This is a genomic window from uncultured Henriciella sp. (genome assembly GCF_964005855.1).
Lineage (GTDB): Bacteria > Pseudomonadota > Alphaproteobacteria > Caulobacterales > Hyphomonadaceae > Henriciella.
The window spans coordinates 311,199-326,060 of sequence record NZ_CAXFSW010000001.1 but is presented as its reverse complement, the minus strand read 5'-3'; the positions used below and the strand labels follow the sequence as shown (position 1 = coordinate 326,060).

Annotated in this window: 14 protein-coding genes; 2 read left to right on the top strand and 12 right to left on the bottom strand. The window is 61.7% G+C overall.

Going from position 1 to position 14,862, the window contains the following annotated elements:
* Positions 1-94: 94 nt before the first annotated feature.
* The 7 genes from ABNU55_RS01560 to ABNU55_RS01530 all read right to left on the bottom strand — a co-directional run bounded on the left by ABNU55_RS01560 (position 95) and on the right by ABNU55_RS01530 (position 6,128).
* Entirely contained in the window at positions 95-562 is a 468-nt protein-coding gene (locus ABNU55_RS01560; RefSeq protein WP_348764199.1) for a YbjN domain-containing protein, read from the bottom strand.
* A gap of 65 nt (positions 563-627) precedes the next feature.
* On the bottom strand, positions 628-1,554 hold the full coding sequence (ribF, locus tag ABNU55_RS01555) for a riboflavin biosynthesis protein RibF (protein ID WP_290748871.1): 927 nt from the start codon (positions 1,552-1,554) through the stop codon (positions 628-630).
* Positions 1,555-1,563: 9 nt separating this feature from the next.
* The gene (locus ABNU55_RS01550; protein WP_290748869.1) at positions 1,564-1,995 is read right to left on the bottom strand and encodes a MaoC family dehydratase; all 432 of its coding nucleotides are present in this window, start codon (positions 1,993-1,995) and stop codon (positions 1,564-1,566) included.
* A gap of 54 nt (positions 1,996-2,049) precedes the next feature.
* The gene (locus ABNU55_RS01545) at positions 2,050-2,904 is read right to left on the bottom strand and encodes a TIGR01459 family HAD-type hydrolase (RefSeq protein ID WP_290748862.1); all 855 of its coding nucleotides are present in this window, start codon (positions 2,902-2,904) and stop codon (positions 2,050-2,052) included.
* Positions 2,905-2,957: 53 nt separating this feature from the next.
* Positions 2,958-4,184, bottom strand: a complete 1,227-nt coding sequence (locus tag ABNU55_RS01540; protein ID WP_290748859.1) for an EAL domain-containing protein — start codon at positions 4,182-4,184, stop codon at positions 2,958-2,960.
* Positions 4,185-4,486: 302 nt separating this feature from the next.
* The gene (locus ABNU55_RS01535) at positions 4,487-5,266 is read right to left on the bottom strand and encodes a hypothetical protein (RefSeq protein ID WP_290756791.1); all 780 of its coding nucleotides are present in this window, start codon (positions 5,264-5,266) and stop codon (positions 4,487-4,489) included.
* Positions 5,267-5,270: 4 nt separating this feature from the next.
* Entirely contained in the window at positions 5,271-6,128 is an 858-nt protein-coding gene (locus ABNU55_RS01530) for a fumarylacetoacetate hydrolase family protein (protein WP_290756788.1), read from the bottom strand.
* 119 nt (positions 6,129-6,247) lie between these two features.
* Here ABNU55_RS01530 and ABNU55_RS01525 point away from each other — a divergent pair, with 119 nt between their 5' ends.
* A complete protein-coding gene (locus ABNU55_RS01525) occupies positions 6,248-7,909 on the top strand; it encodes a DUF262 domain-containing HNH endonuclease family protein (protein WP_290756785.1) in 1,662 nt (553 codons plus the stop codon).
* Positions 7,910-7,929: 20 nt separating this feature from the next.
* Here the strand turns inward: ABNU55_RS01525 and ABNU55_RS01520 are convergent, their stop codons facing one another.
* On the bottom strand, positions 7,930-8,544 hold the full coding sequence (locus tag ABNU55_RS01520; protein WP_290756783.1) for a hypothetical protein: 615 nt from the start codon (positions 8,542-8,544) through the stop codon (positions 7,930-7,932).
* 127 nt (positions 8,545-8,671) lie between these two features.
* Here ABNU55_RS01520 and pip point away from each other — a divergent pair, with 127 nt between their 5' ends.
* A complete protein-coding gene (gene pip / locus ABNU55_RS01515) occupies positions 8,672-9,628 on the top strand; it encodes a prolyl aminopeptidase (RefSeq protein WP_290755089.1) in 957 nt (318 codons plus the stop codon).
* An 83-nt stretch (positions 9,629-9,711) separates the two neighbouring features.
* On the opposite strand, the gene ABNU55_RS01510 is transcribed toward pip, so the two are convergent.
* The 4 genes from ABNU55_RS01510 to ABNU55_RS01495 form a co-directional block, all read right to left on the bottom strand.
* Positions 9,712-11,127, bottom strand: coding sequence for a sodium-dependent transporter (locus ABNU55_RS01510; RefSeq protein ID WP_290755090.1), 1,416 nt, complete (start codon positions 11,125-11,127; stop codon positions 9,712-9,714).
* Between the two features lie 81 nt (positions 11,128-11,208).
* On the bottom strand, positions 11,209-12,381 hold the full coding sequence (gene rodA, locus ABNU55_RS01505) for a rod shape-determining protein RodA (protein WP_290755091.1): 1,173 nt from the start codon (positions 12,379-12,381) through the stop codon (positions 11,209-11,211).
* Positions 12,381-14,303 (bottom strand): penicillin-binding protein 2, encoded by a 1,923-nt coding sequence (mrdA, locus tag ABNU55_RS01500; protein WP_348764198.1) that lies wholly within the window; start codon positions 14,301-14,303, stop codon positions 12,381-12,383. The genes rodA and mrdA overlap by 1 nt, the downstream gene beginning before the upstream one ends.
* On the bottom strand, positions 14,300-14,860 hold the full coding sequence (locus tag ABNU55_RS01495; protein ID WP_290752799.1) for a hypothetical protein: 561 nt from the start codon (positions 14,858-14,860) through the stop codon (positions 14,300-14,302). Before ABNU55_RS01495 ends, mrdA begins: the two co-directional genes overlap by 4 nt.
* Between the last annotated feature and the right edge of the window lie 2 nt (positions 14,861-14,862).

The window sequence follows — 14,862 nt, the reverse complement described above, 5'->3', positions numbered from 1 at the left end:
TTCGAATTATGCGGACGCATGCGAGAAATATCATGGCGCATGCCTCTAGCAGGGCCGTTCCGGCCTGTCACCCGGCAAAGACCGGGCGGGCCGCCTACTCGGCGAAGAAGAAGTTCACCACACCGGGGACGATGGCGAGAAAATTCTCAAGATTGGTGGCGATGTTTGCCTTTGTCATGCCGCCATCAAGGATCACATAGCGCGAGACACCCACCGAATCCTCAAGCCGCCAGACACTGACGGCGGCGCGTTCGAGATTGGCCTGGTTGACCTTTTCCAGTGTCACCGTGTCATCGGCCTGAAAACGCGAACTCATGATGATGCCGCGGCAGGCGCCCGCTTCGCAGGCGGTGCCTTCCATATAATAGGTCACGCCGTTCGGCGTCTCGGCACGCAGGGAGTTTTCCGTCGTCTCGCCGAAGGCAAGGACCTTGTGGCCCGCATCGGTGACGAAGCTTTCAAGGTCATCAATCGTCACCGATTGAACGGTCTCCGCCGTCTGTGCAGCGGCCGTGCCGGCAAGAGCTGCCACGCCAGCGAGCGCGTAAGCGAGTTTCATCATGGGTGTCCCTTCCAGTGTGCGTCTTGTCTTCTTTTTATACGAACGACGCAGAAAGTCAGCGGTTGCTAGCGCGCTGCGGACAGAAGGCGGCGGGCTTCGGCCTTGTCCTTGTGCATCTGCTCGACCATGGCGTCGAGCGAGGGAAAGTGCACTTCGGGGCGCAGATAGTGGACCAGTGCGACCTCAAGGAACTGACCGTAAATGTCACGGTCGAAGTCGAAGATGAACGTCTCCAGCAACGGATCGCGCAGGCCCGTGGTGGGGGTGCGGCCGAAATTGGCGACGCCGTCCATCCATTCGCCGGTCCCGGCAATCCGCGCGCGCACGGCATAGACACCGTGGCGCGGATGGATGAGCGTACCGAGGCGGATATTGGCAGTCGGAAAGCCGATGGTGCGCCCGCGCTTCTCGCCCGCCTCGACATGGCCGTCTGCGATCCAGTCATGGCCAAGCATTTCTGCGGCGCGCTGTGGGTCGCCTGCGATCAGCGCTTCGCGGATGGCGGTCGAGGAGGCCTTGATCGCTTCGGGACCTTCGACTTTCTCGACAATGGTGACATCAAACCCGAAGGAGCGGCCAAGCGAGGACAGCCTGTCTGCGTCGCCCATGCGCCCGCGCCCGAAGCGGAAATCGAAACCGACGGCGACATGCGCCACGCCGAGCCCGTCATGCAGGACTTCGCGGCAGAATTCCTCATCGGTCATGGAGGCCATCTGCGCGTTAAAAGGCAGCTCGAAGACGGCCTTTGCGCCAAGCTCGACAAGGCGCGCATTCCGACGGGCGGGCCGGTAAAGCCGGAAGGGCGGGTCGTTCGGGCGAAAGAAAGCACGCGGCGGCGGCTCAAAGGTGGCGACGCCCAGCGGATGCGCCTCCACACGTGCAGCATCGATCACGGCCCGGTGGCCAGGATGCACCCCATCGAAATTGCCGAGCGCAACCGAATAGCCGCGCGCGGAAGCGGGAAGGTTACGATAGTCGGCATGCACCGCCATTCCGCGCGCCTAGCCTTCCTTGCTCGGGACCATGACCTTGGCTTCGCCGGCCACGACAGCCTTGTCATTCACAAGACAGGTAATCTTGAGGGTAATGCGGTTGCCGCGCTCGAACATCTCAGTGATCTCGGCCCGCGCGGTTACCGTATCGCCGATAAAGACCGGGCGGCGGAAGCGCATTTCGAGGTGCGTGAAGATCGCGCCGGGCCCCGGAAGGTCATTGCCCAGAATGCCGGAAATATAGGACGCGGTCAGTGCGCCATGGGCGATGCGCTGACCGAATGCGGTCTTCTTTGCGTATTCCTCATCCATATGGATCGGGTTGTAGTCGCCCGACACCTTGGCGAAGAGATCGATGTCTTCCTCGGTAATCGTATGGACGGTCTCATGCGCCATACCGACGCTGAGTTCCTCAAACTTGTATCCATCCTTGGCGCTCATACACCTGTCTCCGAAAGCTATTTTGCGGTCTGTTACAATGCGAGGACCGTTTCGTCACCACTTTAGCGCGGGCATCGCCCAGCGGGCTTCAGCCTCATACTCGCCGAGCAGGGTTTCAAGCTCACTTTCGAAATCATCCCCGTGATCGGCAAGCCCTGTGCCCACATAAAGGGCATCAAAGCCCTGGCTGGCGGCACCGCGCATGTCGGTCGCCGGACTGTCGCCTATGCAGAGAACGTTCTCCGGCGCCTTGCCGCGGATCTCCCGCGCACGCTCCAGCGAGAGCCGGTAGATCGGATCGTGCGGCTTGCCCGGATAGATGACGCGCCCGCCCTCTTCTTCGTAGATCGCGGCGAGTGCACCGGCGCACCAGATAAGCTGGTCGCCCACGCGGACCTTGATGTCGGGATTGGCGCAAATCATCGGCAGGTCGCGCCCTGCCCCGACTTTGAGCATGCCGCGATAGGATTCCGGGTCGTCCTTCTTCTCGTCTTCCAGCCCGACGCAGAGGACGGTCTCTGCCTCCTCGGGCGGCGCGAAACTGAGGTCCAATCCCTCATAGAGAAATTTGTCTCGCTCCCAGCCGCTATCGACGCCGAGGCGCCAGATCTTTTCATGGCGGCGGCGGGCAAGTTCATCGCGGGTCGCATCGCCGGAGGAAACGCAGTCATCAAAGGCGCCATCAGGCACGCCCATGGGCTCGAAATAGGAAATGACCTGCTGTTTGGGGACCGGCGCATTGGTGATGAGAACCACCGTGCCGCCCGCCTCACGGAAGTTCACCAAGGCCTCGCAGGCCGGCTCAAAGGCGCTGCGGCCATTATGGATCACGCCCCAGACATCGCAGAGGATCGTGTCGTACTGCCCGGCAATCTCGCCGAGCCCCGGAATATGCTGAGGTTTCGTCATGGCCGCTCAACTAGCACCGCAGGACCTGCGGTCAATCTGCCTGTTGCGTGCACTCAGCCAAAGGCGGACAGGCGGTCGATGAATTCCTGCGGCGGAGCGGTTTCCTGCATCAGAGAGGATTTGATGGGCTTGGGCGCGCCAAAGACATGGCCCTGGCCGAAGGGAATGTCGTATTCCAGCACTTCGACGACGCTGACTTCTTCTTCCATCTTCTCCGCGATCAGGGTCACCCCGAAACGCGAGCAGACGGCAGCGACTTCCTCACCGGCCAGACGGCGGTTGATGTTGGACTCTGGACGCGGGCCGTAGGGGTCACCGAGCTGGGCGATGAGATCGTCGCCCTTCATCTTGATAAAGCGCACACCGGCTTCCTGCAGACGCGGAAGGTTAATCGCAAGGTCGTGGGCATGGTCGATGGAGAAACGGAAACCAAGCTGGGTCAGCTTTTCCATACTTTCGCGCATCTGGCGCGAGCGGTTCTCGAACCGGTCGGCGGGAATCTCGAAAATGAGCGCGCCGGCAAGGTCGCGGTTCTCCTGCATGAATTCCAGAAAATGCGGGAAGAATTGCGGATCAGTCAGCGAGTTTGGCGAGATATTGCAGAAGACACCGACGCGGCGATCACGCTCTGCCAGGCGCCGGACAATCTGCACGCAGCGGAACAGGAGCATATTGTCGACAAGGCCCAGAAGACGCGCCCGGCGGGCCGCCTCAAGGAAATCGGCCGGCAGGATCAGCGTGCCATCAGCCTCCCGCAGGCGGGTGAAGCCCTCATAGAAGGCAACGCGGCGCTGGGGCAGCGACACGATGGGCTGGAGGTGGAGGTCCACGCGGCCATCCTGAAGGGCCGCCTTCACATTGCGAAGCAGCGCGTCCTCACGCGGGGCCATCGGCTCACGCGCTTCGCGCGACAGCTTTGACTCAAAGCTTTTTGCCAGACGGTCGATCAGACCTTCCAGCTGGCGCATCTCGCTGACCAGCGCATCGCGGCGCTCTGAAAGCTCATGTTTGAGAGAGGTTTCGACTTCTTCGCTGCGCGCCTCGATCCGGGTCATCCGGCGGCCGGTCTCTTCATAAGAGAGTTCCAGCGCGTCCATCCTGTCGGAACTGTCTGCCGTATGGATGACATGCGAAAAGAGAAGGTGAAACTGGCCGAGCAGCGTCGTGGTGACGGCCCCCAGCGCGACGGCGACGGGAATGCTCAATCCTGCATAGGAAACCAGGCCGAAACCCAGCGCGCTGCCCAAGGCTATGTACAGGATGAAGAGAATTCCGGTCATATCGCGTGTCTGGCCCCGTGCTTTTAAACTTAACAATAAGCCCAAAATTATTAACGAATTGGTAGTTTAAGAACTGATTTGCCTGACTTGCCAATGCGCGAGATGGCAGCTGGCTCCGTGGCAAACATGACACAGTCTTAATAATTGACAGCATTTCGCACGCTTTTCGCTTTCTCCTGACCGGTAAAGACTGTAACCACCATTGCGTAGACCGAAGCCTGAATGTCCGCGGCCAATTTGGCCGGACGGGGGCGTCTCGGGGGAGACCGGGGTCCTGCTCGATGCAGGACCCCGATGCTTTTCTAGCCACCGGTTTTCACCAGAAAGCGCGTCCGGGTGAACGGCCAGTCCGTGCCGAACGAGCCATCCGTGCACGCAATCTGGGCACTGTTCTCCGGCGTGGTTTCAACATCCAGTGCCGGGATATCAGGCGCGCCGCAGGGCTGCAGCCGAAGGCTGTGCCAGACCTCGTCGAGATCGCGGTACACCACACGGTAGCTGACCCGGTCATTGGGGCCGGCCATCGCTTCAACCTTGAGGTCGCCTGTATCGAACACGCCGATCTGGCGCGTGACCTCAGCGTCCGTCTGCAACATGGCCGCATCGAACCCGCCGGCCGGAGCGCCATCCTCAACGAAGATGAGGGCGTCCGACACTTCATAGGCGCGGTTCAGCCCGTCAATCAGGCCGCTTGTGCCCTCTGGCCCGATCACACCCAGATTTTCCGGGCGGCCCGCCTGCCAACTGAGATTGCGCACCTCATCCAGCCCCTCCACCTCTTCGGGACGCAGCGAGAAAAGGAAAAGCCCGTCGAGGCGGGCAAGCTCTTCCCGCCCGATCACATTGCCGACCCCCGCTGGCGCGCCGAAGAGCAGACGCTTGCCCCCTGCCAGCACGAGCACGCACGGCGTGGCTTCATTCTGGCTGCAGGGCCTCATGGCGAAATCTGCCGGCTGCACAGGCGGATCGGTCTCGACCTCCGCGCTGAGACGGGTCGCGGCGTTTTCATTGTTGCCGGGCGTTGGCGCGTCGCAGGCTGCAAGCATCAAGGCAATAGCGAGCGCGGGCGCGATCCTGCTCATATATCTATCCTAACCGGTCGGTATCCGGTTCTGCTATGACATGATTTTCCAGTGTGCCGACACCCTCAATCTCCACACGGATACGGTCACCTGGCACAAGCCATCTGGGCGGCGTATGCCCGGCCCCGACCCCGGCGGGTGTCCCGGTAAAGAGGACATCGCCCGGCTCCAGTGTAAAGGCCGCCGTCAGATGCGCGATCTGCTCGCTGATCGTGTGGATCATGTCCGACAGGCGTGCCTCCTGGCGCAGCTCATCATTCACCCAGCCCCGGATCGCCTGGGGGCCGAGCGGCCCGGTCTCATCCAGGGTGACCATATAGGGGCCGAACGGCGCATGGGTGTCGAACCCCTTGCCCATGATCATTGTGGGGCTCGCCTTCTGCCAGTCGCGCACCGAACAGTCGCAGCCACAGCTCACACCGGCGACGATCTCCATCGCGCGGGCGGCGGGGACGTGGCGGCCATGACGGCCGATGATGACGACCAGTTCGGCCTCATAATCGAGCTGTGACGACACACGGGGCACGTGGACCGCACCGCCAGGCCCATTGGCGGCAGTCGCCTGCTTGTTGAACCATTTCTGAACTTCGGGCTTGTCGTTCTTTATGAAGCTGACGCTCTCAGCCACATGCGCGGCATAGTTGAGGCCGATGGCGAGGATCTTGCCGGGGCGGATGACAGGCTGGCGCAGATGCGCTTCGGACAGCGCAATCCGCCGGTCACTGCGCCGGGCAGCCGCTTCCAGCGCGCCAAGATCGGCCAGATGTTGGCTTAGGCAGCCTTCGGCGGCCGGCAGGACCGCATCGCCCTCGACAAGTCCGCACCAGACCTTGCCCTCGATTTCGACATTCGCCCATTTCATGTGGCTATTTGGCCTCCCATGGCAAAAATCCGGCCGGAACGTGTGAATTCAAGGTGTCAACGCCCGGCCCGGCCCGCTAACGATGGGCCACAGGTCTAGTGCGAATTGCAGGGAGTGCAATGGAGTCCGGGATAAGGGCGCGCGAATGCGGTCTCTCGGCGATCCTCTCGCCGGGGACCGAGCTCAGAATGCCGCCTTACCAGAGAAGCTATGCCTGGCAGGGCGAGGAAGTGCTTGAGCTTCTCGACGATCTCTGGCGTACGACCGAGCGGGGCAGATACCACTTTATCGGGGCGATCGTCCTGGTCGAGATGGAGGATGGCACCTATCTCGTCGTGGACGGACAGCAGCGGCTGACCACCTTCTCCATGATCCTCGCTGTGCTCCGCGATCTGGAGGAAAACCCCCACTACAAGGCGCTGGCCCATGCGATGATCGGCGATCCCGACCGCGCCAATCGCGGCGAAGCTACTGCCTGGCGCCTGACCCTCAACCAGATTGACACCCCCTATTTCCGGGAGGCCATACAGACAGAAGGGGCCACACTGAACCGCGACACAGCGGCCGCCCAGTCGGCCAATCACGGCCGGATGGCAAATAATCTGGACCTGATCGAAACCTATTTGAGGCGACTGTCGGCGCAGGAGCGGCGCAAGCTGTTCGAAACCATCCGCGACCGCATCATGCTGGTCAGGGTGTCAGTGCCCGACTGGGATGGCGGCTATGACGTCTTCCGGGTTCTGAACACGCGCGGCAAGGCGCCCAACACGCATGACATCATCAAGACGGAAATCCTGCAGCGCGGCAATTTCACCGTCGAGGAGGCCAGCGCCTATGCCCGCCAGTGGCTCGATCATGAATCGGTGCTTGGCGCCAATGCGCTGGACGATCTGCTCAACTATATCCGTCAGCTTCACTCGCGAAGCTCCAAGGGGAAGGTCGCGGCTGAGTTTTCAAAGGCTGTCCTGTCAAAGATCGATGCGCGCACTTTTCTGGACAGTCATCTGCCAGACTATGTCGATGCCTACCGCGCGATCCTGCGGGGGGATCCGGGCTATGGCGAACATAGCGCAGCGGTGCGTGGCCCGTTAAACCATCTGAGGCTGCTGGATCACCAGCTCTGGCGGGTACCTGCCCTCGCCTATCTCTATCGCCAGCGCGAGAATGGCGAGGAAGCGGCAATCTTCTTCAGCCTGCTGGAACGGTTCGGCTATGTGATGATGCTGAACGTCACCAACAGCGATGCGCGACGCAAGCAATATGCCCGGCTCACCAAGGCCATCCTCGATGGGAAGCCGCTTTTCCATCGCAATGGCGCACTCAATTTCTCGCGCGAGGACAAGCGGCGCATCCGCGAGCGTCTGACCGGGCGGTTCGTCAATTTCATGCAGCGCCGCGCCATCGCGCTGCGGCTGAATGCGGCGCTGGAGAATGGCGAGCAGATCGGCCCGGATCAGGATGCGAGCATCGAACATGTCCTGCCCCGCACGCTGAGCGAGGAGAGCCACTGGAACAGGATCTGGCCGAGCCAGGCGGTCCAGCGTGAACTGGCAGAGACAGTGGGTAATTTCGTGATCGTGCCGCGGCATGTGAACCGGCTGGCCGACCGGCTGGAGTTTCGTGAGAAGAAGAAGCTCTATTTTGCTGAAGGTGTTCGCGTCTTCGCGCTGACGGAAGACCTGCGCGAGCGCGAAACCTGGACGCCGGACGATGTGCGGGCGCGCACCGAGCAGCTCGTCGATATCCTGATGAATGTCTGGTTCCCGGAGACCGCCGGCTGAGCGGTGCTAGCCCGGCCGGGCTAGCTCAGCGGATCGGCTTCGCCATTATCGGCATAGGCGCCCGCCATGAGGTCCGCCGAGGCGCGCGCACCGTCGATGGTGCGGGCAAACTTGCGAAGGGCGTCTTCCGCCGCAGGCAGGCCGTCCTTCCCGCGCGTTTCCACCAGACCGGTCGCTTCGGCAAAATTACGGTAGCTTTTCTGCGCGGTGACAAGCGCGCTTTCAAAGCTGATGAGATCGATGCGCGCCACATTTCCATTGTCCAGAAGGGTGTCGGCAAGGCGGTCAAGTTCGCCAAGCGTTGCGGCTGCGCGCGTGGCATCGTCCGCGACAGCGCTGTAGACCTCTGCCGGGTCTCCACTGGAGGCAGCGACCTTTTCAGCATAGGTCTGCGCGGAACTGGCCTGTTGTTTGCCATCAGAGCCGAACAGCATGTGGGCAAGTCCGGCCATTCCGCCGGTCTCACTGACCCAACCTTCGTTCTGTGCGAGCGTCTCAAACGCCTCCGACTTCTGGCGGACCTCAGACTGGTTCTGCGTAATCTCGGTCTCGACAATAGCCTGTTTGGAGACCATGGACACAGTGGCACAGCCTGAAACAAGCAATGTTGTGAGACAAAGAAGGAGTGGTTTCATCAACTGATCGGCCCACGCGGTCTTAAGACTTTACTGCTGTTACACATACAGGTTGGATATTTAACGTCCAGACCCTTATCCGGTTTCATGACACCTAAGCCGGAAAGCGTTCAAACAAGGTTTACACATGCTCAAACTTTACCCACCAATTGATGCCAACAGATCAGGGCGGCTGCGGGTTTCCGACCTGCACGAAATCTACTGGGAAGAATCCGGCAATCCGGACGGGCTGCCCGTGATCGGCGTACATGGTGGGCCGGGCGGCGGGTGCAGCCCGGAGATGCGCCGCTTCTTCGATCCGGATGTCTATCGCATCATCCTGTTCGATCAGCGCGGCTGCGGACGCTCCACCCCGCATTCGGAACTTGAAGAGAACGATACCTGGGCGCTGGTCGCCGATATGGAACGCCTGCGCGAGGTGCTGGGCATCGACAAATGGATCGTGTTCGGCGGCTCCTGGGGCTCGACCCTGTCGCTGTCCTATGCCGTGACCCATACCGAACATGTGCTTGGGCTTATCCTGCGCGGCATCTTCCTGATCACGGATGCTGAGATCCAGTGGTTCTACCAGGATGGCGCGAGCCGCATCTTCCCCGATGCCTATGACCGGTATGTCGCGCCCATTCCGGAAGAGGAGCGCGGCGACCTGCTGCACGCCTTCCACAAGCGGCTGACCGGCGATGACCGAACGGCCCGGATTGAGGCGGCAAAGGCCTGGGCCTGCTGGGAAGGCGAGACGATTTCCATCAAGGGTCCGTCCTCCCGCCCGGCGCGCTTTGAGGAAGACAGTTTTGCCGACGCCTTTGCACGGATCGAGTGCCACTATTTCGTCAATAAGGGCTTCTTCCCCGAAGATGGATGGCTGCTGAAAAAGGCCGAGGAGAAGCTGGGCGGCGTGCCGGGTATTATCGTTCATGGCCGCTATGATGTCGTCACCCCGATCGGGACGGCCTGGAAGCTGACCAAGGCGTGGCCCGACGCCAAGCTGCATATCGTGCCGGATGCGGGGCATTCCAGCCTCGACCCCGGCATAGTGGATCAGCTCATCACGGCGACACGGAGTTTTGCCAAGAAGTTCAAATAAGGCGGTCCTTTCGCCTCCCCTCAGCTACGAAAAAGGGCGCCTCTGTTATGAGGCGCCCTTTCTTTTTGTCTGCTGGCGAGTGCCTACTGCGAGGGCAGCTCATTGTTCGGGCCCAGGAGGGACGTCATGAAGCCTGGCAGCTGGACATTGTATTGCTGCTGGATCTTGTCGAAGAAGCCGAAGAACAGGACGAAAGCCAGGAAGATTGGCACCGGCCAGCGCATCAGGAAGCGCCAGACATTCATGATCGAGCCTTCGCCGATCTCGCTTGTCATCATCTCGCGCGAGAGAATCCAGCCGGCAAAGATAACCGCCAGAAGACCGCCCAGCGGCAGCAGGATATTGCCGGTCAGGAAGTCCACAAAGTCGAGATATTCCAGCGAGAAGACATAGGCCGCGCCGACGACAAAAAGGATGAAGCCCATCCCGGTCGCGGCGCCGAACCGGGTGACGCCCTGACGCTCTTCCAGCCACGAGACCGACACTTCCATAAGAGAGATGGAAGAGGTGAAAGCGGCAAAGAGAGCGAGCCCGAAGAAGACAACGGCCACGATGGCGCCGCCCGGAATGGCACCGAAGGCGACCGGCATCGAGATGAAGAAGAGGCTGGGGCCGCCAGCCGGGTCGAGCCCGGCGGCGAAGACGACCGGGAAGATCGCGAAACCCGCCACAAGGGCGACCAGCGTATCGGAGCCCGCAACGATGCCTGCAGATTGTGGAATATTGGTTTCGCGTGAGAGATAGGCGCCATAGGTGATCATCAGGCCGACACCGATGCCGATAGAGAAGAAGGCCTGCCCAATCGCTTCCAGGAAGGTATTGAAGCCCACTTCATTCCATTTCGGCGTCAGCAGGAAGGAAGCCGCCCGTGCGGCATCGCCATTGGCAAGGCCGAAGCCGACCACCACGACCAGCATGACGAAGAAGGCGGGCATGAGGACCGTCGCCGCCCGTTCAATCCCGCCTTTGACGCCGCGCCCGACAATGAAGATGTTCGCGACAAGAAAGATGGCGAGCAGGAGCAGCATATACCATTTGGAGACGAGCGGGTGCTCGCCCTGACCGATCGTATTGTTGAAGTTCGCAGCAGATCTCGCTGCGTCCATGCCTTCAAAGCTGCCGCCCAGCGCCTGAATGGTGAAGGCCATCAGCCAGGCCGAGATGACCATGTAGAAGCTGAGGATGAAGGTCGCGGTCAGCGTGCCGACCCAGCCGACGATGCCCCAGTTGAGAGATTTCGATTCGGCGCGTGCCAGCGACTGCACACCCTCAATAGCCGACATGCCCGATTTGCGGCCCATGGAGTATTCCGCCATCAGAAGCGGCAGGCCAACAAAGGCCACACAGACCAGATAGATCAGGATGAAGGCCCCGCCGCCATTCTCGCCAGCGGTATAGGGAAAGCGCCAGAAATTGCCGAGACCGACAGATGAACCTACGGCGGCCATGATGAAGCCGAATTTCGACCCCCATGTCTCAGTCTTGCGGCCAACTTCCATATTTCGCACCCCTCGTGAAATGAATTTCGGCGGACACTAGCTTTAGTGGGACAAAGGTCAACGCATCTCGCCGCGTAGAGGTTAAATTGCCCCTTGGGTCGCGAGCCTGTCGTCGCGTCCGATATGGACGGAGAGAAGGATGCCGAAGCAAGCCATTGTCGTGAACATGACTGTGCCGCCATATGAGACAAGCGGCAAGGGGACACCCACCACAGGCACCAGACCGAGCACCATGGCGACGTTGAAAAGGATGAAGAACGCCACCGTGGCCACACAGCCCACAGCCGCGAACCGCCCGAACAGGCTCGTCGAACGCCCGGCAATATAGAGCCCCCAGGCGAGAATCGCCGCCCAGAGCAGAAGCAGCCCGGTCGCGCCAAGGAAGCCGAACTCCTCTGCGATGACCGTAAGGATGAAGTCCGTATGCTGTTCGGGAATATAGTCGAGCTGAGCCTGCGTGCCCTCCATGAAGCCCCTGCCCTGCCAGCCGCCGGAGCCGATGGCGATCTTTGCCTGCTCGATCTGGTAACCGTCATCAAGCGCGTTGACGCTCTGCCCGGTCAGCTGGGCGAGGAAGGTGTTCACCCGCTCGCGCTGATAATCCTGCAGCACGAACATGTAGACCGGCCAGGCGCTGGCAATACCCGCCACAACGACGGCAATGATGACGCGGTAATAGAGCCCCGCGAGAAAGATCAGGACGCCGCCCGATGCGATGAGGGCGAGCGTGGTCCCGAAGTCCGGCTGTTTGAAGATCAGCGCGGCCGGGACAAGGATCATGAAAAGGGCGGGGAGGTGGATGAAGAAGCGGCCGGACTGGAAGGTCAGGTTATTGTGGTAATAGCGCGCCAGCGCGAGGGTCAGGGCAAGCTTCATGAACTCCGAGGGCTGCACATTGATCGGGCCAAGCGGCAGCCAGCGCGTCGCGCCGCCGCCCGTGACACCGAAGAATTCCACGCCGAGCAGCATGGCGAGCGTCACGAAATAGGCTGGCCAGGCCGCTCGTAACCAGATCCCGATGGGAATGAAGGCGATGACAAACATGAGGCCCAGTGAAATCGCAAAGCGCACGGCATGACGTGCTGGCAGAGCCGCCTCGGGCGGGTTGGTAAAGGTCGAGGAATAAAGCGCCGCGACGCCGATCGCCGCGACAGTGATCAGCATCAGGACAAGGCCCCACGGCAACTCGCCCAGCACGCTTGAAAAGGTGCGGTCTTCGAATCGGATAGCAGAGGCGCGCGCAGCCCGCGCCATCAAGGATTACCGCCGCCGCTTCTGCCGGAGGCGCCGGTCGAAGCGGTCTGCTGCCAGCGGGCCGGAGCGCGTGAGTCGCGGCGAATGGCTGTCGCGAGGATATCTCGTGCCACGGGAGCGGCCGTGCTGGAGCCGCCCTCGCCGTGTTCCACAACTACGGAAATAGCGTATTTCGGGTCGTCGGCCGGCGCATAGGCGACGAAAAGCGCATGGTCGCGCAGGCGGCGGTCGATCTCGTCGCCCTTTAGGACACCGGAGCGGCGCTCTGCCTCGCTGATGCGGCGCACCTGGGCGGTGCCGGTCTTGCCGGCAAGGCGCGGCCCGCCAAGGCCAAGGTCGCCGGACCTCCAGGCCGTCCCGCCCGCTTCGGAGGTCACGCCATACATGCCATCCATCATGCGCTGCATATGGTCGGGATCGAGCGGGGCCGCATCCGGAATGGGCTTGTCGGGGCGTGGCCCCTCGCCAATGATGAAGGGCTCGATCAGGCGGCCCTTGGCGGCAATGCGCGCGGACATGAGCGCGAGCTGAAGCGGGGTTGTCGACAGATAGCCCTGGCCGATGCCGTAATTGAGCGTCTCGCCCTCATACCAGGGCTCGCCCAGCGCCTTGCGCTTCCAGGCATCGTCGGGGACGGTGCCCCCGCGACCGCCCGTCATGCCAAGGTCCCAGACCTGGCCGAAGCCGAACCGGCGCGAAACGTCCGCGATATGCTCCACACCGACACGGCGGGCGATGTCGTAGAAATAGACGTCGCAGGAGCCCTTGATCGCCCAGTGCATGTCCACCGCCCCATGGCCGCCGGGTTTCCAGCAGTGCCAGGTGCGGTTACCGAAACGGTAGTAGCGGTTGCAATAAACCCGTTCATTGGGGTCGATACCCGCTTCCAGAGCCGCTGTCGCAACGACCATCTTGAAGGTAGAGCCGGGCGGATAGGTGCCGTCATAGGCCTTGTGATAGAGCGGCGAGCGATCATTGTCGCGCAAGGCATTATAGTCGGCATAGGAGATGCCGTTCACGAAATCATTCGGGTCGAAGGCAGGGGTCGAGACGAAGGCGAGGATAGCGCCCGTCTCGATATCGAGGACGACGGCCGCCCCGCTCTCGTCACCGAACCGCTCAATGGCGGCGCGCTGCAGCTCCGCGTCCACCGTCAGACCGATATCGCGGCCCGGCGTTGGCGCCAGATCGTCGCTTTCAAGCTCGCGGATGACACGGCCAGCGGCGTTGGTTTCGAGCCGGCGGAAACCCGGCTGACCGCGCAGCCAGCTTTCGGCTGCCCGTTCGATGCCCGAACGGCCGGTTCTCATGTCCGGATGTTTGAAAAGACGCGACAGGAGCGCGGCCTCTTCCGGCGAGACATTCTCCGTCAGCCGGGCAAGGTCGTCACTGCTGGCCTTGGCGACATAGCCGAGCACATGGGCAAAATCGCGCCCGCGCGGATAGGAGCGCGTGGCCGCCATATCGGCATGGACACCCGGAATATCCGCGGCCAGCAAAGTCATGCGGGCGAACTCTTCATAGGTGAGCTCGCTCTTGACGATGGTGGACTGGAAGGCCGCCTGGGTGCGGGCCTGTTGCATCACGCGCTGGCGCTCGTCCATGGGCAGGTCGATATGCCGGCCGATCTCCGCCAGCGTCGCCTCCATGTCTCGGGCCTGTTCGCGGATGATGGAGATACGTCCCGCCTGACGATGAGAGGCGAGACGGACACCGAAACGGTCAAAGATGGCGCCGCGCACCGGCGGGGCGAGATCCAGTTTTACGCCATTCTCATTGGCGATTTCCTTGTAGCGCTCACCCTCAAAAAGCTGCAGCTGGACAAGCCGCGCGACGAGGCCGGAAAACATGACGCCGCCAGCCGCGCCCGTCAGTATGGTGCGGCGGTTGAGGCGGGATTCGAAGTCGAGTTCTGTGCTCATGTCAGTTTCCCCGTGAGCGGGCCGACCATGCGTCCGAGGTCGAAAACGGGTGCGATCAGGATATGAAGAATATAGGTCACGACAAAGACATTCACCAGTGGCGCGAGCTGTACCAGGTGGTTGCCGCTGAAGCTGGCAAACAGCCAGACGAGGAGGAAAGCGACCGCATAGAGCACCACCGGCGCAATCGTGCTGATCAGCGGATTGCGGTCCCGGTCAAAGGCGCGCGCGATGGCGGAACTGGCCCCGAACGTCGCAAGATTGATAAAGCCGAAACAGCCGAGCGGCGCGTAAGCACTGACATCCTGGGCGAAACCGAACAGGATCAGGACAGCCATCGGGCGAAGGCCAAGGCCGCTGCGTCCCCATCCCACAGCCGCAACGAAAGTGGCATACGGCCAGACCAGCTCTGTGTTGAACAGCGTTTTCGGGGTGAGGCCGACAAGACCGATGGCCGCAACGATGAGCGTGCCAATCAGGAAGCGGCTCGTCGGACCGGTCTCAGCCCAGATCCGCGCGATGCCGTTCAATCTCTCGATCTGCCTGCGCCGCGCCATGG